Below are 21,633 nucleotides of genomic sequence, written 5' to 3'. Positions count from 1 at the left end.
GCTCGGCGCCGACCGGGGCACGGCCCCCAGGTGGGCGGCGACACCCCTTCGGACCGGATACCCTTTGACCTGACACGCAGACTTGCAACGCACCCACAACAGCACACGCGGCCGAGGAGTCACCCGGATGAGCACCACCCAGAGCGAGAGGCTGCGGCAACTACTGGAACCGCTCGTCAGCTCCCAGGACCTGGATCTCGAAGAGATCGAAGTGGCCTCGGTCGGACGCAAGCGTGTGCTGAGAGTCGTGATCGACTCCGAGGACGGCGTGGATCTGGACCAGATCGCGGAAGTGAGCCGCCTGCTCTCCGCGAAGCTCGACGAGACCGACGCGATGGGCGAGGGCGAGTACGACCTGGAGGTCGGTTCCCCCGGCGCCGAGCGCGCGCTGAGCGAGCACCGCCACTACGTGCGCGCCGTCGGCCGCCTGGTGCGTTTCCAGCTCACCGAGGGCGGCGAGGTGACCGCCCGCATCCTGACCGTGGACGACGAGGGACTCGACCTCGAGGTGCCCGGTGTGAAGGGCCGCAAGGCCACCTCCCGCCGCCTGGCCTTCGGCGAGATCGACAAGGCGCGTGTGCAGGTCGAGTTCAACCGCAAGGACAAGAAGGAAGAGGAGGCGTAGCCGTGGACATCGACATGAGTGCCCTGCGGGGTCTGGTCCGGGAGAAGGAGATCTCCTTCGACCTCCTCGTCGAGGCGATCGAGTCGGCCCTCCTCATCGCCTACCACCGCACCGAGGGAAGCTTCCGTCGTGCCCGGGTGAAGCTGGACCGCGAGAGCGGCCACGTCACGGTGTGGGCGACGGAGGACCCGGCGGACCTCGAAGAGGGCCAGGAGGCCAAGGAGTTCGACGACACCCCGTCCGACTTCGGCCGCATCGCCGCGACGACCGCCAAGCAGGTCATCCTGCAGCGGCTGCGCGACGCCCAGGACGACGCGACGCTCGGCGAGTACGCCGGGCGCGAGGGCGACATCGTCACCGGCGTGGTCCAGCAGGGCCGCGACCCGAAGAACGTGCTGGTCGACATCGGCAAGCTGGAGGCCATCCTGCCGGTGCAGGAGCAGGTCCCCGGCGAGGAGTACCCCCACGGGATGCGCCTGCGCAGCTACGTCGTCCGGGTGGCCAAGGGTGTCCGCGGTCCGTCCGTGACGCTGTCGCGCACGCACCCGAACCTGGTCAAGAAGCTCTTCGCGCTGGAGGTGCCCGAGATCGCCGACGGTTCCGTCGAGATCTCGGCCATCGCTCGCGAGGCCGGCCACCGCACCAAGATCGCCGTGCGCTCGACGCGCTCGGGGCTCAACCCCAAGGGCGCCTGCATCGGCCCGATGGGCAGCCGTGTGCGCAATGTCATGGCCGAGCTGAACGGCGAGAAGATCGACATCGTCGACTGGTCGGACGACCCGGCGGACATGGTCGCCCACGCGCTCTCCCCGGCCCGCGTCAGCAAGGTCGAGATCGTCGACCTCGGCGCCCGCTCGGCCCGCGTGACCGTGCCGGACTACCAGCTCTCGCTGGCCATCGGCAAGGAGGGGCAGAACGCCCGCCTGGCCGCCCGGCTCACCGGCTGGCGCATCGACATCAGGCCCGACACCGAGCAGCCCGCCGACCAGTAGCGGACCGGCACCACGGCCACCGGCGGACCCGCTCCGCCGACGGCCGCGGGAATAAATCCGGGCGCGCACCGCTTGGAACACGACAGTATGTGGCGAGTAGCCGTTCGATTCTTGCCCCAAAGGGGTGAGGTCGGTGCGGGGAGGTAGACTTAAGCGTGTCTGGCCGGACGCATGCCCGCGCATGCCCTGAGCGCACCTGTGTGGGGTGCCGGGAGCGAGCGGCCAAGAGCGATTTGCTGCGCATCGTGGCGATCGAGGGCGCCTGCGTCCCCGACCCAAGCGGTACGCTGCCCGGCCGGGGCGCCTATGTGCACCCCGCCCTGGTCTGTCTGGACCTGGCGGTCCGCCGCCGGGCGTTTCCGAGGGCCTTCCGGGCCCCGGGACCGTTCGGCACAGAGGCGTTGCGCCGCCTCGTCGAGACAGTTGCCGAGCAGGCAACACCGTAAGACGTGGTCGCACGGAACCCCGTGCGGCCTTGGTATTCCGCGAGTTGGAAGTAGGTCGAGATTGCGATGAGCACTCGATGAGCACGCGATGAGTACGCCCATGAAGTAGCGACGGTCCGGCGTAACCCGGACCTAAAAGGAGCGAAGTGGCTAAGGTCCGGGTATACGAACTCGCCAAGGAGTTCGGGGTAGAGAGCAAGGCCGTCATGGCCAAGCTTCAAGAACTCGGTGAATTCGTACGTTCGGCGTCCTCGACGATCGAGGCGCCCGTGGTACGCAAACTGACTGACGCATTCCAGCAGGGCGGCAGCGGCAAGTCCGCCGCCAAGCCCGGCGCGCCGCGCAAGCAGGCCGCCCCCAAGCCGCCGGCCCCCTCGGGCTCGGCGTCCCCCTCTCCCGCGCAGGCCGCCCGTCCGGGTCCGGCCGCGCCCAAGCCGCCGGCCCCCAAGCCCGCGGCCGAGAAGCCCGCGGCTTCTCCGGCGACTCCGGGCCCGCGCCCCGGCCCGAAGCCCCCGGCCCCCAAGCCGGCCCCGGCTTCCCCGGCGCCGACCACCCCGGAGTTCACGGCTCCGCCCGCCGCCCCGGCGGCGCCGGCCGCTCCGGCCGCCCCCGCCGCCCCCGCGGCGTCGCAGGCCCCGCGTCCGGCCGCGGCCCGTCCCGGCGCCCCCAAGCCCGGTGGCCGTCCGGCCCCCGGTCAGGGTGGCCAGGCCCAGGGCCAGGGCGGTCGTGGCGAGCGCCCCGAGCGCTCCCCGCGCCCCGGTGGCCAGGGCGCCCCGCGTCCCGGCGGTGCCCGCCCCGCGGGTCCGCGTCCGGGCAACAACCCGTTCACCTCTGGTGGCTCCACCGGCATGGCGCGCCCCCAGGCGCCCCGTCCCGGCGGCGCCCCGCGTCCCGGCGGCCAGGGTGGCCCCGGCGGCGCCCCGCGCCCGCAGGGCCAGGGCGGCCCCGGTGGCGCCCCCCGTCCGCAGGGTCAGGGCGGCGCCCGTCCGACCCCGGGCGGCATGCCCCGCCCGCAGGCGCCTCGTCCCGGCGGCGGTCCCGCCGGTAACCGTCCGAACCCGGGCATGATGCCGCAGCGTCCCGCCGCGGGCCCGCGTCCCGGTGGTGGCCCCGGCGGTGGCCGTGGTCCCGGTGGCGGCGGCGGTCGCCCGGGTGGCGGCGCCGGTCGTCCCGGTGGCGGCGGCTTCGCCGGCCGTCCGGCCGGTCCCGGTGGTGGCGGCGGCGGCTTCGCCGGCCGTCCCGGCGGTCCCGGTGGCGGCGGCGCTGGTCGTCCCGGCGGTGGCGGTGGCTTCGGCGGCCGTCCCGGCTTCGGTGGACGTCCCGGTGGCCCCGGTGCCCGTGGTGGCACGCAGGGCGCGTTCGGCCGTCCCGGCGGGCCCGCCCGTCGTGGCCGCAAGTCGAAGCGGCAGAGGCGCCAGGAGTACGAGGCCATGCAGGCCCCGTCGGTCGGCGGCGTCATGCTGCCTCGCGGCAACGGACAGACCGTCCGCCTGTCGCGCGGTGCCTCGCTCACCGACTTCGCCGAGAAGATCAACGCCAACCCGGCGTCGCTCGTCGGCGTGATGATGAACCTCGGCGAGATGGTCACCGCCACGCAGTCCGTCTCCGACGAGACGCTGAAGCTCCTCGCGGACGAGATGAACTTCGTCCTGGAGATCGTCAGCCCGGAGGAGGAGGACCGCGAGCTCCTGGAGTCGTTCTCCATCGAGTTCGGCGAGGACGAGGGCGGCGAGGAGATGCTCGTCTCCCGTCCGCCGGTCGTCACCGTCATGGGTCACGTCGACCACGGCAAGACCCGCCTGCTCGACGCCATCCGCAAGACGAACGTCGTCGCGGGTGAGGCCGGTGGCATCACCCAGCACATCGGTGCCTACCAGGTCGCGACCGAGGTCAACGGCGAAGAGCGCGCCATCACCTTCATCGACACCCCCGGTCACGAGGCGTTCACCGCCATGCGTGCCCGTGGTGCGAAGTCCACCGACATCGCGATCCTCGTGGTCGCGGCGAACGACGGTGTGATGCCGCAGACGATCGAGGCGCTGAACCACGCCAAGGCGGCCGACGTGCCGATCGTGGTCGCGGTCAACAAGATCGACGTCGAGGGTGCCGACCCGGTCAAGGTGCGCGGTCAGCTCACCGAGTTCGGTCTGGTGGCCGAGGAGTACGGCGGCGACACGATGTTCGTCGACATCTCCGCGCGCCAGGGCCTCAACATCGAGCAGCTGCTCGAAGCCGTGGTCCTGACCGCGGACGCCTCGCTCGACCTGCGGGCCAACCCGGAGCAGGACGCGCAGGGCATCGCCATCGAGGCCCACCTCGACAAGGGCCGCGGCGCCGTCGCGACCGTCCTCGTCCAGCGCGGTACCCTCCGCGTCGGCGACACGATGGTCGCCGGTGACGCCTACGGCCGAGTCCGCGCGATGCTCGACGACAAGGGCGAGAACGTGGAGGAGGCGACCCCGTCGACTCCGGTCCTCGTGCTCGGTCTCACCAACGTCCCGGGCGCGGGCGACAACTTCCTGGTCGTCGACGAGGACCGTACGGCCCGTCAGATCGCCGAGAAGCGTGCCGCCCGTGAGCGCAACGCCGCGTTCGCCAAGCGCACCCGCCGGGTGTCCCTCGAGGACCTCGACCAGGTGCTCAAGGCGGGCCTGGTCCAGGACCTCAACATCATCATCAAGGGCGACGCGTCCGGTTCGGTGGAGGCTCTCGAGTCCTCGCTGCTCCAGCTCGACGTCGGCGAAGAGGTCGACATCCGCGTCCTGCACCGCGGTGTGGGTGCGGTCACCGAGTCGGACATCGACCTGGCGATGGGCTCCGACGCCATCGTCATCGGCTTCAACGTCCGCGCGGCCGGCCGTGCCGCGCAGATGGCGGAGCGCGAGGGCGTCGACGTCCGCTACTACTCGGTGATCTACCAGGCCATCGAGGAGATCGAGGCGGCCCTCAAGGGCATGCTCAAGCCGGAGTACGAGGAGGTCGAGCTCGGCACCGCGGAGATCCGCGAGGTCTTCCGCTCGTCCAAGCTCGGCAACATCGCCGGTGTCCTCATCCGCTCGGGCGAGGTCAAGCGCAACACCAAGGCACGCCTCCTGCGCGACGGCAAGGTCATCGCGGAGAACCTCAACATCGAGGGTCTGCGCCGCTTCAAGGACGACGTCACCGAGATCCGCGAAGGGTTCGAGGGCGGTATCAACCTCGGCAACTTCAACGACATCAAGATCGACGACGTCATCGCGACGTACGAGATGCGCGAGAAGCCGCGCGGCTGATCGACTGCCTCACCGCAGTCCGATGCGCGCGGTGGTGTCGGGGCCGGTCGACGGGGGAAATCCCGTCGATCGGCCCCGGCCGTTGCGTGTACGGTTCTGGTGTCCCCGCCAAGTGGTTGGCGGGGCGCCGACCCCGTACCGGCGGGACATCCGGACACACATGTATGTGGGGACTCTGTCCTTCGACCTGCTCCTCGGCGACGTACATTCGCTGAAGGAGAAACGCTCCGTCGTCCGCCCGATCGTCGCCGAGCTCCAGCGCAAGTACGCGGTGAGCGTGGCGGAGGTCGGCGGTCACGACCTGCACCGCAGGGCCGAGATCGGCCTCGCCGCGGTGTCGGGCGACTGGGGCCATCTCACGGACGTACTGGACCGGTGCGAGCGCCTGGTCGCCGCCCGGCCCGAAGTGGAGCTGCTGTCGGTCAGACGGCGGCTGCACGGCGACGACGACTGAACAACAGCAAGACAAGCCCAGGGAATGCCCGGGGATAAGGGAGACGGAGCAGTGGCCGACAACGCGCGGGCGAAAAGGCTGGCGGACCTCATCCGGGAGGTGGTTGCCCAGAAGCTGCAGCGCGGGATCAAGGACCCGCGGCTCGGGACGCATGTGACGATCACGGACACCCGGGTGACCGGCGACCTGCGGGAGGCCACGGTCTTCTACACGGTCTACGGCGACGACGAGGACCGCGCGGCCGCGGCCGCCGGCCTGGAGAGCGCCAAGGGCGTCCTCCGTTCGGCGGTGGGCCAGGCCGCGGGCGTGAAGTTCACGCCGACGCTGGCCTTCGTGGCCGACGCCCTGCCGGACAACGCCCGGGCCATCGAGGACCTCCTCGACAAGGCGCGGATGTCCGACGAGAAGGTCCGGGAGGTCTCCGCGGGCGCCGAGTTCGCGGGTGACGCCGACCCGTACAAGAAGCCCGAGGACGACGCAGACGAGACGGACGGCGACGCCCGCGCATGAGCAGCACCACAACGCCGGACGGACTTGTCATCGTCGACAAGCCGTCCGGCTTCACTTCGCACGACGTGGTGGCCAAGATGCGCGGGATCGCCAGAACCCGCCGCGTCGGACACGCGGGCACCCTCGACCCGATGGCCACGGGTGTCCTCGTGCTCGGCGTCGAGCGCGCCACCAAGCTCCTCGGCCACCTGGCGCTGACCGAGAAGGAGTACCTGGGCACCATCCGCCTCGGCCAGGACACCCTCACCGACGACGCCGAGGGCGAGATCACCTCGTCGGCCGACGCCTCGAAGATCACCCGTGAGGCGATCGACGCGGGCATCGCCAAGCTCTCCGGCGACATCATGCAGGTGCCCTCCAAGGTCAGCGCCATCAAGATCGACGGCAAGCGGTCGTACGCGCGCGCCCGCAAGGGCGAGGACTTCGAGATCCCGGCCCGGCCCGTGACCGTCTCCGCCTTCACGGTGTACGACGTCCGCGACGCCGTCGCCGAGGACGGCACCCCCGTCCTCGACCTGGTCGTCTCCGTCGTCTGCTCCTCGGGCACCTACATCCGGGCGCTCGCCCGCGACCTCGGTGCCGGCCTCGGCGTCGGCGGCCATCTGACCGCACTGCGCCGCACCCGCGTCGGCCCGTACAAGCTGGACACGGCCAAGACCCTCGACCAGCTCCAGGAGGAGCTGACCGTGATGCCGGTGGCCGAGGCCGCGCGACAGGCCTTCCCGCGCTGGGACGTGGACGACAAGCGCGGCCGGCTGCTGCTCAACGGCGTGCGGATCGACATGCCCGAGGAGTACGCGGGGGCGGGCGCCGTCGCCGTCTTCGACCAGGAAGGCCGCTTCCTGGTCCTGGCGGAGGAGTCGCGGGGCAAGGCCAAGAGCCTGGCCGTCTTCGCCTGAGCCGGTCCGCCGGCCTCCCGCTTCGGCGTGCGGCGGCGGCGTCTCGCTCAGGGGGCGCCGGCATCCCGCTTCGTCGTGGAGCGGCGGACCTCCGTACGCCGCTCCACGCTCCCCCCACCATTCCCCCACTCAAGGTCTATCCACCGCGCCGCCCCGATTCACCCCTTCGGACAGGCGCTCGGAGTGAACCGAGGGAGCGGAAGGGGGCGCGTTCGCACCGCGTCCTGTCCGGCCGATCACCGCCGACCTACGGTCGGGACACGGGGAACAGCCAGGAGGTTCGAGCATGGCGGGACGGGGTCCGCGGGCCGCGGGCGCCGGGGACACCGCGGGCGCGGGGGAGCGGAGCGCCTCCGCGGCGCTCGACCGTGCCCTGGTGCGGGTGTGCGACCCGGCGGGCCGCCCCCGAGGCACCGGATTCGCCGCCGACGAGCACGGCACGGTCATCACCAGCCATGAGGCCGTCGACGGACTCGCCGGGATCGTCCTGCACGCCCCGGGCGGGCGCACCTGCGCGGTGGCCGCCGACGCCGTGGTGGCGCTGCCCGACACCGATCTCGCGCTCGTGCGCACCGAGGGGCTGGGACTGCGTCCCCTGCCCCTGAGCGTGCGCGACACCGTGCCGACCGGGACCTATGTGCGGATCGCCGCGCTCGGCTGGCGCGAGGCCCGCGTCCTCGGCTGCTCCCCGGTCACGTACGCGGCGACCGACCGCCTCCACCTGCTCGGCACCGCCCTGGGGCTGGCGATCGGCACGGAGGGCGCCGACGCGCTGCGGCGCGGCCGCGGGGCCGCGGGTGGACCGGTGGTGGACGCCTCGTCCGGCGCGGTCCTCGCCGTCCTCGGCACCGCGCTGCTGCCCCAGGAGCCCGCCCCCGGCCCGCTGGGCGAGGCGCCCGTCACCCACCGCCCGCCCGGCTTCGCGATCCCGCTGCGGGAGGCGGCCGCCGCCGACCCGGGCGGCCCGCTCGCCGCGCTCGTCGCCCGCAACGCCGCGACCGTGCCCGCGTACGGCGCCGACCTCAACCTGGCGGGCGCCCTGCACCTGACGGCCACGTCCGCTGGGTCCGACGGGCCCCGCGCCACCCGGCCCGACCCCGTCGAACGGCCCGCCGTGGCACGGGAGTTCACCCTCTTCACCGACGGCCCGGCGCACGTGCTCGGCCTCGTCGGCGACCCGGGCACAGGGCGTACGACGGAGCTGGCCGCGCTCGCCGCCCGACGGGCCAGGGGCGCCGAGCCGGCCCCCACCCTGTGGCTGCGCGGCGCCGACCTGCGGCACACCGACACGGGCGTCGGCGACGCGGTGGAGCGGGCCCTGGACCGGGCCGGACGCATCCTCGCGGCCGCGCGGGAGGCGCCGGGCGGCGACCACCTCGCGGACGTCTCGGCGGACCGCGTGGCACGGCTCGCGCGAGACGCGGGGCGGCCCCTGCTGTTGCTGCTCGACGGGCCCGAGGAGATGCCGCCCGCGCTCGCCCACCGCCTCGCCGCGTGGAGCCAGGGCACGGCCGCGTGGCTGCGGGAGACGGGCGCCCGCCTCGTGATCGCCTGCCGGGCCGAGTACTGGGAGCAGGCCGGGGCCCACTTCGACGCGGTGCTGCTGCACGGCGCGTCGGGGGAGGAGGGGCTACGCGCGCCCGGCGCCCGCGGTCCCGGCCCGGCCGCGTTCCCTGCCTGCGTGCGCCTCGACGACCTGCCGGAAGCGCGGGCCCGCCGGGCCCGCGCACGGTACGGCATCCCGGACGGGGCGCTCACCGGCGCCGACGCGCGGCATCCGCTGACGCTGCGGCTCCTCTCCGAGGTTCGGGCCGCCCTGCGCGACGCCCCACCGCCCGGCACCCCCGGCCGGGAAGACGTCTTCGCCGCCCACCTGGACCTGCTGTGCCTCCGGGTCGCCGTGCGCCTCGCGGCGCCGAACGGCCTGCGCGGCACAGCCGTACGCCGGCTCGCGGCGAAGGTGGCCGGGCAGGTCCACGAGGCGGCACGGCGCTGCCTGGGGCCGGGACAGGGGGAGCTGGACCGCGCGTCCTTCGAGGCGCTCTTCCCCTGGGGCGCGCTCCCGGGCGCCCACGGCTGCACCGGGTGGGCCCCGGCCGTGCTGACGGAAGGGCTGCTGGTGCCGGCGGGCGCGGGCTACCGCTTCGCGCACGAGGAGGTGGCCGACTGGCTCCAGGGCGCCCACCTGGACGTGGACGGCGCGCTGGCCTGCCTGGTCCACCGGCACCGGCGAACCGCGCGCTCCCCGGTGGTCCCCGAGCAGCGCGGCCGAGGACCCGCCGCCGCCCGCCCGATCCCGGTGCCGCGCCACCGCGTCGGCCCCGTGATCCAGGCCCTGCTGTCGCTCGGCCGCCAGCGGGGACCTGCCGAACTGGACGAGCGGCTGCGGGAGTTGACGCACGCGCTGGCCGACCTCACGGCACAGACGCCGGACCGCGAGGCGGACGCCGCCGCTGACGCCCGGTGGTGGGCCGCGCACCTGCTGCGCGGCGTACTGGTGCGCGTGCCGGACGCGGCGGCCCACTTCCCGGTGCTCGAAGCGCTGGCCGAGCGCGGGGAGTTCGAGGCCGCCTTCTGGCTGGCGCTGCCGCTCGGGCCGGCGGAACGCTTCGCGCTGCTGCGGCGGCGCATCGTCCGCGACGGGCCGCCCGGCACCCCGGGCCGCTGCCTCGACGCCGTCGCCCGCCTCCTGGCCGCCGATCCCGTCGGCGTACCACGCCACCTGGTGGGCTGGTTCACCGACGAGCGGCCGCTGGACGCCGCGCCCGAGGCCACCGTGGCCTCCGCCGCCCAGGCACTGCTCCACACCCACCGGCGCCGGGCCGTCGACGACCTCACCGAAACCCTCGTCGACTGCGGCCACGCCCGCGCCGACGAGCTGTTCGCCGCCCTCGCCGAGGAGGAGCCCGCGGCCCTGTGCCGCGCCGTCGAGCGCTGGGCGCGCGACGCGCGGCCCGACCGGCGCGCGGCCGCCGCCTCCCACGGCCCGCGAGCCGCCCGGCACACCACCGCCGACGCCGACCGCGCACGGCTGCGGAACGCGGCCCTCGCCCTGCTCGCCCGCCCCGGCGACGACGCCCTGCACGGCGCGGCGCTCGCCCTCCTCGTCCGCGACCCGACGACCCGCCCGCACCACCTGGCCCGCGCCCTTCGCCGCTTCGCCGCCGGCGACGCGCGCCTGCCCGCCGACGCCCTCGCCGAAGCCCTGACCACCCACCCCGAGCCGGTGCTCGCCGCGTTCGGCACCCGGCTGCACACGGCGGGCCCGGACGCCGACGACGTGCTGCGCCGCCTCCTCGACAGCACCACGCCCGCACTCGCCTGCCGCGTCGCCGACCTGGTGCGGGACCTGCTGGAGGCCCGCCCCGAGACGGCCACCACCGCCGCCGCCCACCTCGACCACCTGCTCGAACAGCGCCCCGGAGCGCGCCCCGTCCTCCTCCCGCTGACCGCCGGTCTGCTGCGGAGCCGCCCCGCTCAGGTACGCGCCGCCCTCGCCCCTGTCCTCGCCGCCCGGGGCACCGCCGCCTCGCGGGAGCTGCGGGACGAGCTGCTCGACGTACTGCTCGCCAAGGAGCGCGAGCCGGCGGTCCTGGAGAGCGTGCTGCGGGCCGTCGCCCGGGAGGCGGTGCGGGGCGGCGAGGTCCGCGCCCGCGCGCGTGTGCACCGCGTCGGACTGCTCCTAGGACGCACCCTGGAAGGGGCCTCCCGTTTCGACCGGTGCCTGGTCGAAGCGGCCCGTCACGAGCCGCGCTTCGCCGCGCTCGTGGCGCACTGGCTCAGCGACGCACCCGGGGAATGGGCCGCCCTGGCCGGCCCGAGTGCCTCCCGGACGATTCTCGGCCTCGCCCCCGGCGGCGCCCGGGTGCCGGCCCGGCCCGGAGTGACCCCCGCCACCCCCTCCGAAGAGACACCGATGGCGGAGGGGACCGGTCGGCATGGCAGTCTTAGACCTGCGCAATCGGCAATGGGTACGCACAGACGTACGTGACATACACGGGTTCGGCGAGGAGCAAAGAAGTGCAGCGCTGGCGTGGCTTGGAGGACATCCCCCAGGACTGGGGGCGCAGCGTCGTCACCATCGGTTCCTACGACGGCGTGCACCGCGGTCATCAGCTGATCATCGGCCGCGCCGTGCGGCGCGCCCGGGATCTGGGTGTGCCCGCCGTGGTCGTCACCTTCGACCCGCACCCCAGCGAGGTCGTGCGCCCCGGCAGCCACCCGCCGCTGCTCGCCCCGCACCACCGGCGCGCCGAGCTGATGGCCGACCTCGGGGTGGACGCGCTGCTGATCCTGCCCTTCACCAGCGAGTTCTCCAAGCTGTCGCCCGCCGACTTCGTGGTGAAGGTCCTCGTCGACAAGCTGCACGCGCGCGTGGTCGTCGAGGGCCCCAACTTCCGCTTCGGCCACAAGGCCGCGGGCAACGTCGACGTCCTGACCGAGCTCGGCCGGACGTACGACTACGAGGTCGACGTCATCGACCTGTACGTCACCGGAGAGGCCGGCGGCGGTCGGCCCTTCTCCTCCACGCTGACCCGGAGCCTGGTCGCCGAGGGCGATGTGACGGGCGCCGCCGAGATCCTCGGGCGGCCGCACCGCGTCGAGGGCGTCGTCGTGCGCGGCGCCCAGCGCGGCCGCGAGCTGGGCTTCCCCACCGCCAACGTGGAGACGCTGCCGCACACCGCCATCCCCGCCGACGGCGTCTACGCCGGGTGGCTGCACGCCCAGGGCGAGGCGATGCCGGCGGCGATCTCCGTCGGCACGAACCCGCAGTTCGACGGCACCGAGCGGACCGTCGAGGCGTACGCGATCGACCGCGTCGGGCTCGACCTGTACGGGCTGCACGTCGCCGTGGACTTCCTCGCCTTCGTGCGGGGCCAGGCGAAGTTCGACTCCGTCGACGCGCTCCTCGTCGCCATCGCGGACGACGTGAGGAAGTCCCGCGAGCTCATCGCGGAGGCCGCCGCCTAGGTGCCGACCGCCGTCTGGGGCGCCCCCTGGGATGTCCCGCCGGCCGCCGCCCAGTGGCAGGCCACCTGCGTCCGCCCGGCGCCGGACAGCACGGCCAGGTCCTGCGTACGGCACCGGCTCGCGACCCCCGCGGCCTCCGCCTCGCCCGAGGCGAGCACCTGGCACCGCACGTGGAACCGGCACCCCCCGGGAATCCGCGAGGGGTCCGGCGGCTCACCGCTGAGGACGACAGGAGAGCCCGGCGCCTCCGGCAGCACCGACAACAGCGCCCGCGTATACGGGTGTTGAGGCGCCGTCAGCACCTCCTCCACCGTGCCCGTCTCGACGATGCGCCCCAGGTACATCACCGCGACTCGGTCGGCGATGTTCCACGCAAGGCCCAGGTCATGCGTCACCACCAGCGCGGACAGGCCCAGTTCGGCCCGCAGGCGCAGCAGCAGCGCCAGGATCTCCCCGCGCACCGACGCGTCCAGGGACGCCACCGGCTCGTCGGCGACGATGAGTTCCGGTTGCAGGACCAGCGCGCCCGCGATGACGACCCGCTGGCGCTGGCCGCCCGACAGCTCGTGCGGGTAGCGCAGGAAGAACCGCTCCGGCGGCCGCAGCCCCGCCCGGGAGAGTGCCTCGGCGACCGCCGCCCGCTCGTCGCCCGCGTACCGGTGGATGCGCAGCCCCTCGGCGACGGCCTCGTACACCGTGTGCCGGGGGTTGAGCGACCCGCTGGGGTCCTGGAGGACCAGCTGGACGCGCTTGCGGTACGCCTTGAGGGCGCGCCCCGAGTACTCCAGCGGCCGCCCGGCGAACGTCACCGTGCCGGAGGTCGGCGGCACGAGCCCGAGCAGGGAGCGGGCCAGCGTCGTCTTGCCGCAGCCCGACTCGCCGACCAGGGCGACGATCTCACCGCCCTGGATGTCGAGGTCGACGCCGTCCACCGCCCGCGCGGTCGGCGCGCCCCGGCGGCCGGGGAAGGCGATGTGCAGATCGGCTGCGGACAGCAGGGGGCCGCCGGGCTCGCGAGTGGTCATGCGCGGTTCCTCTTCACGGGGTCACGGAGGCTTTCGGTCACGGCGCGCGCTCCGCGGCCGGGGGCGCCGAGGTGGGCTGCGCGGGCAGCGGCGCCCCCGCGTGGACGCACGCGGCGCGGTGGCGCGGGCCCGCGTCCCGCAGCTTCTGGTCCTGTGTCGCGCAGACGTCCAGGGCGACGGGACAGCGCGGATGGAACGTGCAGCCGGTGGGCAGCGCGGAGGGGTCGGGCGGGTCGCCCGGCAGACCGCGCGGCGCGAACCGGGACGCCGCGTCCCCGATCCTCGGGAAGGCCGCCGACAGGGCCTGCCCGTAGGGGTGCCGGGCGCTCTCGTAGACCTGGGTGGCCGGGCCCTCCTCGACGACGCGGCCCGCGTACATCACCGCGAGCCGGTCGCAGGTGTCGGAGAGCACCGCCAGGTCGTGGCTGATCATCACCAGGCCGAGGTCCTGCTCACGGACCAGCTGCTGGATCAGGCGCAGGATCTGCGCCTGGATCATCACGTCGAGCGCGGTGGTCGGCTCGTCCGCGACGATCAGCCGGGGGTCGCAGGCCAGCGCCATGGCGATCATCACGCGCTGCCGCTGGCCGCCGGACAGCTCGTGCGGGTAGGCCTGCGCGCGGGCGGCGGGCAGCCCCACGTGTTCGAGCAGCTCGCCGACCTTCTTGCGCGCGCCGGCCTGCGTCGCCTTCTTGTGCAGCAGGATCGGCTCGGCGATCTGGTCGCCGACGCGGTGCACGGCGTTCAGCGAGTGCATCGCGCCCTGGAAGACGATCGAGGCGCCCGCCCAGCGCACCGCGCGGACCCGCCCCCACTTCATGGTGAGGACGTCCTCCCCGTCGAGCAGGACCTCGCCGGAGACCTTCGTGCCCGCGGGGAGCAGCCGCAGCAGGGCCAGCGCGAGCGTGGACTTGCCGCAGCCCGACTCGCCGGCGACACCGAGCTTCTGGCCCGCGTCGACATGGAGGTGCACGCCACGCACGGCGGCGGCGCCGTTCGGGTACGTCACCTCCAGGTCGCGCACGTCGAGGAGCCGGGCCCCTGGCGTCTTTCGTACGTCGTTCAACGGGTGGCCCCCAGCCTGGGGTTGAGCACGGATTCCACGGCGCGCCCGCACAGCGTGAACGCCAGGGCGACGATCGCGATGGCGAGGCCGGGCGGGGCGAGGTACCACCAGTGGCCGGCGCTGACCGCCCCGGCCTCACGGGCGTCCTGGAGCAGGCCGCCCCAGGAGACGCTCGTCGGGTCGCCGAGGCCGAGGAAGGCGAGTGTCGCCTCGGTGAGGATGGCACCGGAGATGACGAGGGTGGTCTGCGCGAGGACGAGCGGCATGACATTGGGCAGGACGTGCCGGGTCATGATGTGGCCGTGGCCGCCGCCGAGCGCCCGGGCCCGTTCGATGTAGGGCCGGGACTCGACCGCGAGCGTCTGCGCGCGCACCAGGCGGGCCGTGGTCGGCCAGGTCGTCACGCCGATCGCCAGGATGATCGTCCAGATCGAGCCGGAGAGCACCGCGGCGAGGGCGATGGCGAGGACCAGCGTCGGCATCACCAGGAACCAGTCGGTGACACGCATGATCACCGTGGCGTACCAGCCCTTGAAGTGGCCCGCCGTGATGCCGACGAGCGTGCCGATGGCCACCGAGAGCACGGCGGCGAGCAGCCCCACGGTCAGCGACATGCGCGCGCCCCACACCAGCAGGCCGAGCAGGTCGCGCCCGAACTGGTCGGTGCCGAGCGGGTACGCGGCGCTCGGCGACTCCATCGGCCTGCCCGGCGCGTCGGTCACGCTCTGCGCGTCCGAGCCGACGAGCAGCGGCGCGAGGACGGCGGCGAGGGCGATCACGACGAGCGCGGCGAGGCCGACGAGGCCGGCCCGGTGTGTGCGGTACTCCCGCCAGAAGCGTGCCGCGGAGTGCCGGCGCCGGGTCCGGGCGAGGGAGCGCGCGCTCTTGGCCGGCGCGGCGGGGGTGGTCGGTGCGGATTCGGTCGTCATCGGCCCACCCGGGGATCGAGCAGCGGATAGATCACGTCGGCCAGGGTGTTCATCAGGATCACCGCGGTGGAGAAGACGAAGAACAGGCCCTGCACGAGCGGCAGGTCGGGCACGCTCAGCGCCGAGTAGAACAGCCCGCCGAGCCCCGGCCAGGAGAAGACGGTCTCGACGAGGATGGCGCCCGCCACCACCGTGCCGAGATTGACGAACATCAGGGTGACGGTGGGCAGCAGCGCGTTGGGCACGGCGTGCCGGCGGCGCACGAGGTCGTCGCGGAGCCCCTTGGCCCGCGCGGTCGTCAGGTAGTCGCCGCCCATCTCGTCCAGGAGCGAGGACCGCATCACGAGCAGCGTCTGGGCGTATCCGACGGCGACCAGCGTGATGACGGGCAGCACCATGTGGTGGGCGACGTCGACGACGTACGCGAAGCCCGTCTCGCCGCCCGACTCCAGGCCGCCCGTGGGGAACATGCCGGGAATCGGCCCGATCCCCACCGAGAAGGTGATGATCAGCAGCAGTCCGAGCCAGAACGACGGCACGGAGTACAGCGTCAGCGCGAGCCCGGTGTTGAGGCGGTCGCCGAGTCCGCCGTTGCGCCAGGCGGTGCGCGTGCCCAGCCAGATGCCGAGCAGCGTGTAGAGGACGTAGGCCGTTCCGGTGAGGAGCAGTGTGGCGGGCAGCGCCTCCGTGATCTTGTCGAGGACGGGCGCGTGGAACTGGTAGGACGTGCCGAAATCGCCGGTCAGGACGTTGCCGGTGTAGTCGAGGAACTGGGTCATGACCGGCTGGTCGAGGCCGAACTCCTCGCGCATGGCGGCGAGCTGCTCGGCCGAGACGCGCTTGCCGCCGGTCATCTGCTTGACGGGGTCGCCGGGGATGAGCCGGAAGAGGAAGAAGCTGGTGACGAGCACGGCGAACAGCGAGACGATCGCGCCGCCGAGCTTGCCCGCCACATAGCGGAGATAGGCGCGGGTGGTGCGGGCGCGTGGCCCGCGGGCCGACGGCGACCCGGCATCGGCCGGGCCGCCGCCGGCCCCGGGGCCCAGCGGGCCCTCGGTGTCGAGCAGTGCGGGGTTGCTGTCAGCGGTCATGCGTTACTCGCGGTCCTCTGCGGTGGAACGGCGGCGCAGGGCGAACAGGATTCCGCCGCCCACGAGCACCACCGCGGCAGCGGCGATACCGATGATGACACCGGTCGAGCCGCCGTCCTTGGAGGAACTCTTCCCCGCCGCGGGGACCGCCGACCACCAGCTCCAATATCCGTCCTGGCCGTAGATGTTCCCCGCGGCCTTCGGCATGGTGGTGATGGACTTGATCTGGTCGGTGCGGTAGGCCTCGACGGCGTTCGGGTACGCGAGGACGTTCATGTACCCGGAGTCGTACAGCCACGACTGCATCCGCCTGACGATCTTTGCCCGCTTGGCGGGGTCGTACTCGGCCAGCTGCTTCGCGTACAGCTCGTCGTACTTCTTGTCGCAGATGAAGTTGTCGGTGGCGGCGCTCTCCTTGGCCTTCACCGGCAGCGCGGCGCAGGTGTGGATGCCGAGCACGAAGTCGGGGTCGGGGTTGACGGACCAGCCGTCGAACGCCAGATCGTACTCACCCGCGTACCAGGGCACGGAGACGTCGTCGAGGCAGTTGACCTTGAGCCCGATCCCGAGGTCGCCCCACCACTCCTTCAGGTACTTGCCGACCGCCTTGTCGTTGGGGTCGGTGGCGTGACACAGGATGCGCAGGTTGAGCGGCCTGCCGTCCTTGCCGACGCGCTCGCCGTCACCGTTCTCCTCGTACCCGGCCTCGTCGAGGAGGCGCGCGGCCTTCTTCGGGTCGTACGTCATCTCCTGGCCGGCGGCGGGCTTCCAGGCGTAGTCGGAGAAGCGCGGCGGGATGTAGCCGGCGCCCTCGACGGCGTTGCCCTGGAACACCTTGTCCACGAGGGTCCCGCGGTCGACGGAGAGGAACAGCGCCTGGCGGACCCGCTTGTCCAGCAGCGCGGGGTGTCCGTCACCGAACTTCTTCCCGTCCCGCGTCTTCGCGCCCGGGTTGGTGGCGATGGCGAAGAAGCGGCGGCCGGGCCCCTCGTTGACCTTGATGTTCTTCTCGTTCTCCAGGGACGTGGCCTGCGCCGGCGTGAGGGCGGGCTGCCCGGCGACGAAGGAGACCTCGCCCTTCCTGAGGGCGGAGACGGCCGCGTCCTGGTCCTTGTACGTCTTGAAGACCAGCTCGTCGAACTTGGGCGCGCCGCGCCAGAAGTGCTTGTTGGCCTTGAGCCGCACGTACTGGTCGACCTTGTAGTCCGTCAGGACGAACGGGCCGTTGCCGACGACGGGGAAGTCCTTGTCGTTGTTGAACTTCGAGAGGTCGTCGACCTTCTCCCACACGTGCCGGGGAACGATCGGCACATCGAGCGCGGCCATGGTGGCCTGCGGCTTCTTCAGCTCGATGACGAGCTTGGTGGGGCTGGGCGCGGTCACCTTGCGGAAGTTGGTGACGAAGTTGGAGTTCGCGGTGGCGGTGCCCTCCTTGGACATCACCTTGTTGAACGTCCAGGCGGCGTCCGCGGCCGTCGCCTTCTTGCCGTCCGACCAGGTGGAGTCGGACCGGATGGTGTACGTCCAGGTCAGCTTGTCGGCCGAGGGCTTCCAGTCGGTGGCGAACCCGGCGATCGCCTTGTTGTTCTCGGCGTCGTAGTTCGTCAGGTACTCGTACGTCAGCCGGTGGACGCTGGTGCTGAGCAGCCGCTGGGCGAGGAAGGGGCTGAGCGAGTCGACACTCTGCGCCACGGCGACGGTCAGGACCTTCTTGCCGCCGCCGTCCTCGGCCGCGGCCTGCTGCGGGGCGGGGGCGAGAGGCGTGGCGAGACCGGCCGTAAGGGTGAACGCGGCGGCGCCCGCGGCGAGGAGGGGCCTCAGGCGGCGACGGCGCGTGCCGTGGCTCCGCGGGTGGGGCCCGGCGGCGGGTGCGGGGGCGGCCGGTGAGGTGTCGGGGGGTGCTGGTCTGCCGTGCTGATCTTGTGTGTCCATGGGTCGGTGACCTCGCGTCATCGCTCGCGCAGGGATGGCTGGTGGCACGCTGGTAGATCAAGGGACGTCAGCGGGTTGATGTGTGTGTCTACCAGCGGCGGTCTGGGCGAGTCAACGGCAGGTGAACCCCATGTGGCCTGCGGAAATAACGAGTTGACCGGAATTTCACCCGCATTGGTCAAGACCTCTGACGCGTGGCTGGTGAGGGGGTGGCGGTACGACGGGCCACGCCGTGGGCAGGCGTTCCGCCCGGCACGCGAGGGGCGGAACGGGAACGGGCCCGCGCCGGGGAACGGCGCGGGCCCGCTGGGGACGACGGGGCTTACTGCTGGGGCTGCTGGGGCTGCTGGGGCTGGGGCGGCTGGAAGGGTGCCCCGGGCTGGATGGCGGGCGGGGGCGCCTGGCCGTCGTGGGCGGGGGGCTGGTGCGGCTGGGGCTGGTAGGGCTGCTGCTGGGGCTGCGGTTGGTAGGGCTGCTGGGGCTGGTGCGGCGCCTGCGACGGCCACGCCTGGGGCGCACCTGGCTGCGGGGGGTACGTCTGCTGGTGCTGGGGTGCCGGCGGCTGGGGCTGCTGTCCCTGCGGCGGCGGGGCAGGAGCGTACGGCTGAGGCTGAGGCTGCGGCGCGGGGGCGTACGGCTGAGGCTGCCCGCCGGGCGAGGCGACCTGCTGGCCGGGCAGCGGCGGAGCCACGTGCGGCGGCGGATTCCCGTCCGACGTCCAGAGCCCTTGCTGCTGCTGCGCCCGTACGAAGTCCTCGGCCACCATCGCCGACAGGTTGAAGTACGCCTCCCGCACCTTCGGCCGCATCATGTCGAGATCGACCTCCGCGCCGGCGGCGAGGTGCTCGTCGAAGGGGACGACGACGACACCCCGGCACCGCGTCTCGAAGTGGGACACGATGTCATCGACCTTGATCATCTTGCCGGTCTCGCGCACACCGGAGATGACGGTGATGGACCGCGAGACGAGATCGGCGTACCCGTGCGCGGACAGCCAGTCCAGCGTCGTGGACGCGCTGCTCGCCCCGTCCACCGACGGCGTCGAGATGATGATCAGCTGATCGGCGAGATCGAGCACGCCCCGCATGGCGCTGTACAGCAGGCCCGTGCCGGAGTCCGTCAGGATGATCGGGTACTGCTTGCCGAGTACGTCGATCGCGCGCCGGTAGTCCTCGTCGTTGAACGTGGTCGACACGGCCGGGTCGACGTCATTGGCGATGATCTCGAGACCGGACGACGCCTGCGAGGTGAAGCGCCGGATGTCCATGTACGAGTTGAGGTACGGGATCGCCTGGACGAGGTCACGGATGGTGGCCCCGGTCTCGCGCCGCACGCGCCGCCCGAGCGTACCGGCGTCGGGGTTGGCGTCGATGGCGAGGATCTTGTCCTGCCGCTCGGTGGCCAGCGTCGAGCCCAGCGCGGTGGTCGTGGTCGTCTTGCCCACGCCACCCTTCAGGCTGATGACGGCGATGCGGTAGCAGGAGAGCACCGGCGTGCGGATCAGCTCCAACTTGCGTTGCCGCTCGGCCTCTTCCTTCTTGCCGCCGAGCTTGAACCGCGAACCGCCCCCGGCCCGGCTGCTCTTGGCCTTCGGCTTGGTATTGCGCAGCAGCCGGTCGGAGGACAGTTCGACGGCGGCGGTGTAACCGAGGGGAGCCCCCGGGTTGGTCCGCTCCCGCTGATCGTGCCGCACGGGCTGCGGCCAGGCGGTGCCGGTACGGGGGTCGACGGGCGGCTGGCCCTGCTGAGGCTGAGGCTGCGGGGCCTGTTGGTGCGGGACCTGAGGCGGTTGCGCCTGCGGCTGCTGCGCCTGCGGGGCGGGCGGCTGGGGGAAGCCGTAACCGGCGCCCGGTGCGGGCGAGTTGGCCCCGGCGGCGGCAGAGGCGCCCTGCTGCGGGAACCCGTATCCGGCCTGCGGCGCGGTCGCGGGCGCGGGCGCCGGGGGCTGGGCCTGGACGGGAGGCTGCGCAGGCGTGAAGGGCGCGCCGGGCGCCGCCTGCGGAAAACCGTACGCACCCTGAGGCTGCTGGACCGGGACTTGCGGCTGCGGTTGGGGCTGGACCGGCGCCTGCTGAGGCACCGCAGCGGGAGGCGGAGTCTGCGCCTGCACGGGCTCGGGGGCGGGCGGAGCGGGCACGGGCGCCGGCTCGGCCTGAACCGGGGCCGCGGGCGGCGAGGCGTGCGTGGGCGCGGGCCACTGCGGGGCGGAAGTCGGGGCCGCGGGCTGGTAGGCGGGCGGCAACGGCGGAATGCCGCTCTGCGGGGCGGGCGGCGGCGGAGCCCACGAGCGCGGCACGGAGTCCTGCACGTCGTCCGCGCTGACGGCGGGGGCGGAGTCCTGAGGCGGCACACCGTGCTCCCCGGCGGCGGCCGGGGACCCGACGGACTCTTCGCCCGCAGGAGCCTCGGCGTCACCGGAGACCGCGCCGGCGCTCACGCCGGGGTCACTCGCAGGTGAGCTCCCCGCAACGGCGTCATCGCGGCCCTCCGACCGCGCCTCGCCTTGAGCGACGGGAACGACCCGTACCGCAGACTCTGCCTCTGCGTCTGCTTCTTCCCCCGACTCGGGTGCCGAGGCGGCGGAGCGCTTCTCGATCTCCCGCTGGAGGGCGCGAGCGGAGAACCGCATGGTGGCCCCGCTCTCAAGGTCGCCACTCCCGTCGACGGGCTTGACGGCGTCAGTCTCAGCCTCAGGCTCGGACTCCGCCTCGGCCTTGGCCTTGGCTTCCGCGAGGGCATCGACCTCGTCCTTGGGTACGACACCGGTCACGTGAACGGAGGCGGCGGGCCCGGCAACGGCGCTGCTCCAGTCGGTGACCCCGCCACCGGCCGCCGGCTCCTCCTCGCGAGCGGCGGGCCGGAACCCACTCCCCACCGGCAGCTTCGGCACGACGCTGGGCACGGAGTTCGAGGCGTCCTCGACCGGTGCCTCGGCAGGGGCGGGCGGCACAGGCCCAACGGGCGGAGCGAAAGACGGCATGGCAGGAACCGACGGCACCTCCGCCGCGCCGCCGGAACGACCCGACGCGGATTCACTGCCCGCAGAGGGAGCCGAACCCTCGGAATCAGAGCCGCCCGCCCCAGAGACGACCGAAGTAGAGCCGTCCGACGCAGGAAGAACCGGACCGGAGCCGCCCGAACCGGAGTCGTCAGAACCGCCCGAACCGGAGCCGTCGGAGCCGCCCGAATCAGAGCTGGCGGACGCCCCCGAGGGCGTCTCCTCCGTACTGCCCGAAGCGTTCTGCGTATACCAGGCGGGCGGCGCGTAGTCGATGGTGAACTCGCCCGTCGTCTCGGCGGCGGACTCCGCGTCGGACTGATCATCGACGGGTGTGTCCCAGCCCCCGCGGATCTCGTCCCGATCGCTGTTCACAATGCCTCCTGGTGTGGTCGAGCACCCTCGTGCCGTGGTGGGGGGCGA

At 73.2% G+C, this 21,633-nt stretch carries 15 protein-coding genes; 9 read left to right on the top strand and 6 right to left on the bottom strand.

The genetic code is table 11. From position 1 onward, the window contains the following. Window positions 1-127: 127 nt before the first annotated feature. From rimP to ABZ385_RS29305, 9 genes are all read left to right on the top strand, one after another. Window positions 128-625: a ribosome maturation factor RimP gene (gene rimP, locus ABZ385_RS29345; protein WP_358587990.1), complete on the top strand. Its 498-nt coding sequence runs from the start codon at window positions 128-130 to the stop codon at window positions 623-625. Between the two features lie 2 nt (window positions 626-627). Continuing rightward, complete coding sequence (gene nusA / locus ABZ385_RS29340) at window positions 628-1,617, top strand: transcription termination factor NusA (RefSeq protein WP_358587992.1); 990 nt, start codon at window positions 628-630, stop codon at window positions 1,615-1,617. Window positions 1,618-1,772: 155 nt separating this feature from the next. Further along, on the top strand, window positions 1,773-2,063 hold the full coding sequence (locus ABZ385_RS29335; RefSeq protein ID WP_358587995.1) for a YlxR family protein: 291 nt from the start codon (window positions 1,773-1,775) through the stop codon (window positions 2,061-2,063). Window positions 2,064-2,209: 146 nt separating this feature from the next. Then, window positions 2,210-5,335, top strand: a complete 3,126-nt coding sequence (gene infB / locus ABZ385_RS29330; protein ID WP_358913819.1) for a translation initiation factor IF-2 — start codon at window positions 2,210-2,212, stop codon at window positions 5,333-5,335. 160 nt (window positions 5,336-5,495) lie between these two features. Next, window positions 5,496-5,789, top strand: coding sequence for a DUF503 domain-containing protein (locus ABZ385_RS29325; RefSeq protein WP_125515432.1), 294 nt, complete (start codon window positions 5,496-5,498; stop codon window positions 5,787-5,789). 51 nt (window positions 5,790-5,840) lie between these two features. Then, complete coding sequence (gene rbfA, locus ABZ385_RS29320) at window positions 5,841-6,299, top strand: 30S ribosome-binding factor RbfA (protein WP_358590395.1); 459 nt, start codon at window positions 5,841-5,843, stop codon at window positions 6,297-6,299. Beyond that, on the top strand, window positions 6,296-7,198 hold the full coding sequence (gene truB / locus ABZ385_RS29315) for a tRNA pseudouridine(55) synthase TruB (protein WP_358590398.1): 903 nt from the start codon (window positions 6,296-6,298) through the stop codon (window positions 7,196-7,198). Before rbfA ends, truB begins: the two co-directional genes overlap by 4 nt. Before the next feature lie 286 nt (window positions 7,199-7,484). Beyond that, complete coding sequence (locus ABZ385_RS29310; protein ID WP_358913818.1) at window positions 7,485-11,189, top strand: trypsin-like peptidase domain-containing protein; 3,705 nt, start codon at window positions 7,485-7,487, stop codon at window positions 11,187-11,189. 29 nt (window positions 11,190-11,218) lie between these two features. Then, window positions 11,219-12,169, top strand: a complete 951-nt coding sequence (locus tag ABZ385_RS29305) for a bifunctional riboflavin kinase/FAD synthetase (RefSeq protein ID WP_358913817.1) — start codon at window positions 11,219-11,221, stop codon at window positions 12,167-12,169. On the opposite strand, the gene ABZ385_RS29300 is transcribed toward ABZ385_RS29305, so the two are convergent. The 6 genes from ABZ385_RS29300 to ABZ385_RS29275 form a co-directional block, all read right to left on the bottom strand. Further along, entirely contained in the window at window positions 12,166-13,194 is a 1,029-nt protein-coding gene (locus ABZ385_RS29300; RefSeq protein WP_358913816.1) for an ABC transporter ATP-binding protein, read from the bottom strand. The two genes, ABZ385_RS29305 and ABZ385_RS29300, sit on opposite strands and share 4 nt — an antisense overlap. A gap of 37 nt (window positions 13,195-13,231) precedes the next feature. After that, window positions 13,232-14,260: an ABC transporter ATP-binding protein gene (locus ABZ385_RS29295; RefSeq protein WP_358913815.1), complete on the bottom strand. Its 1,029-nt coding sequence runs from the start codon at window positions 14,258-14,260 to the stop codon at window positions 13,232-13,234. Then, window positions 14,257-15,189, bottom strand: a complete 933-nt coding sequence (locus tag ABZ385_RS29290; protein WP_358699290.1) for an ABC transporter permease — start codon at window positions 15,187-15,189, stop codon at window positions 14,257-14,259. Before ABZ385_RS29290 ends, ABZ385_RS29295 begins: the two co-directional genes overlap by 4 nt. Beyond that, a complete protein-coding gene (locus ABZ385_RS29285; protein ID WP_358699289.1) occupies window positions 15,186-16,280 on the bottom strand; it encodes an ABC transporter permease in 1,095 nt (364 codons plus the stop codon). Before ABZ385_RS29285 ends, ABZ385_RS29290 begins: the two co-directional genes overlap by 4 nt. A gap of 3 nt (window positions 16,281-16,283) precedes the next feature. Beyond that, on the bottom strand, window positions 16,284-18,212 hold the full coding sequence (locus ABZ385_RS29280; protein WP_358913814.1) for an ABC transporter substrate-binding protein: 1,929 nt from the start codon (window positions 18,210-18,212) through the stop codon (window positions 16,284-16,286). Between the two features lie 322 nt (window positions 18,213-18,534). Next, complete coding sequence (locus ABZ385_RS29275; RefSeq protein WP_358913813.1) at window positions 18,535-21,585, bottom strand: SCO5717 family growth-regulating ATPase; 3,051 nt, start codon at window positions 21,583-21,585, stop codon at window positions 18,535-18,537. Between the last annotated feature and the right edge of the window lie 48 nt (window positions 21,586-21,633).

Origin of the sequence: Streptomyces sp. NPDC005898, assembly GCF_040629635.1 — a bacterium.
Lineage (GTDB): Bacteria > Actinomycetota > Actinomycetes > Streptomycetales > Streptomycetaceae > Streptomyces.
Note: the sequence above shows the minus strand (reverse complement) of the source record. Positions and strands in the feature narration are given on the sequence as shown.

Coding starts and splice junctions, on each gene's coding strand:
- rimP (WP_358587990.1), top strand. CDS start 128: ATGAGCACCACCCAGAGCGAGAGGCTGCGGCAACTACTGGAACCGCTC.
- ABZ385_RS29325 (WP_125515432.1), top strand. CDS start 5,496: ATGTATGTGGGGACTCTGTCCTTCGACCTGCTCCTCGGCGACGTACAT.
- truB (WP_358590398.1), top strand. CDS start 6,296: ATGAGCAGCACCACAACGCCGGACGGACTTGTCATCGTCGACAAGCCG.
- ABZ385_RS29310 (WP_358913818.1), top strand. CDS start 7,485: ATGGCGGGACGGGGTCCGCGGGCCGCGGGCGCCGGGGACACCGCGGGC.
- ABZ385_RS29300 (WP_358913816.1), bottom strand. CDS start 13,194: ATGACCACTCGCGAGCCCGGCGGCCCCCTGCTGTCCGCAGCCGATCTG.
- ABZ385_RS29290 (WP_358699290.1), bottom strand. CDS start 15,189: ATGACGACCGAATCCGCACCGACCACCCCCGCCGCGCCGGCCAAGAGC.
- ABZ385_RS29285 (WP_358699289.1), bottom strand. CDS start 16,280: ATGACCGCTGACAGCAACCCCGCACTGCTCGACACCGAGGGCCCGCTG.
- ABZ385_RS29280 (WP_358913814.1), bottom strand. CDS start 18,212: ATGGACACACAAGATCAGCACGGCAGACCAGCACCCCCCGACACCTCA.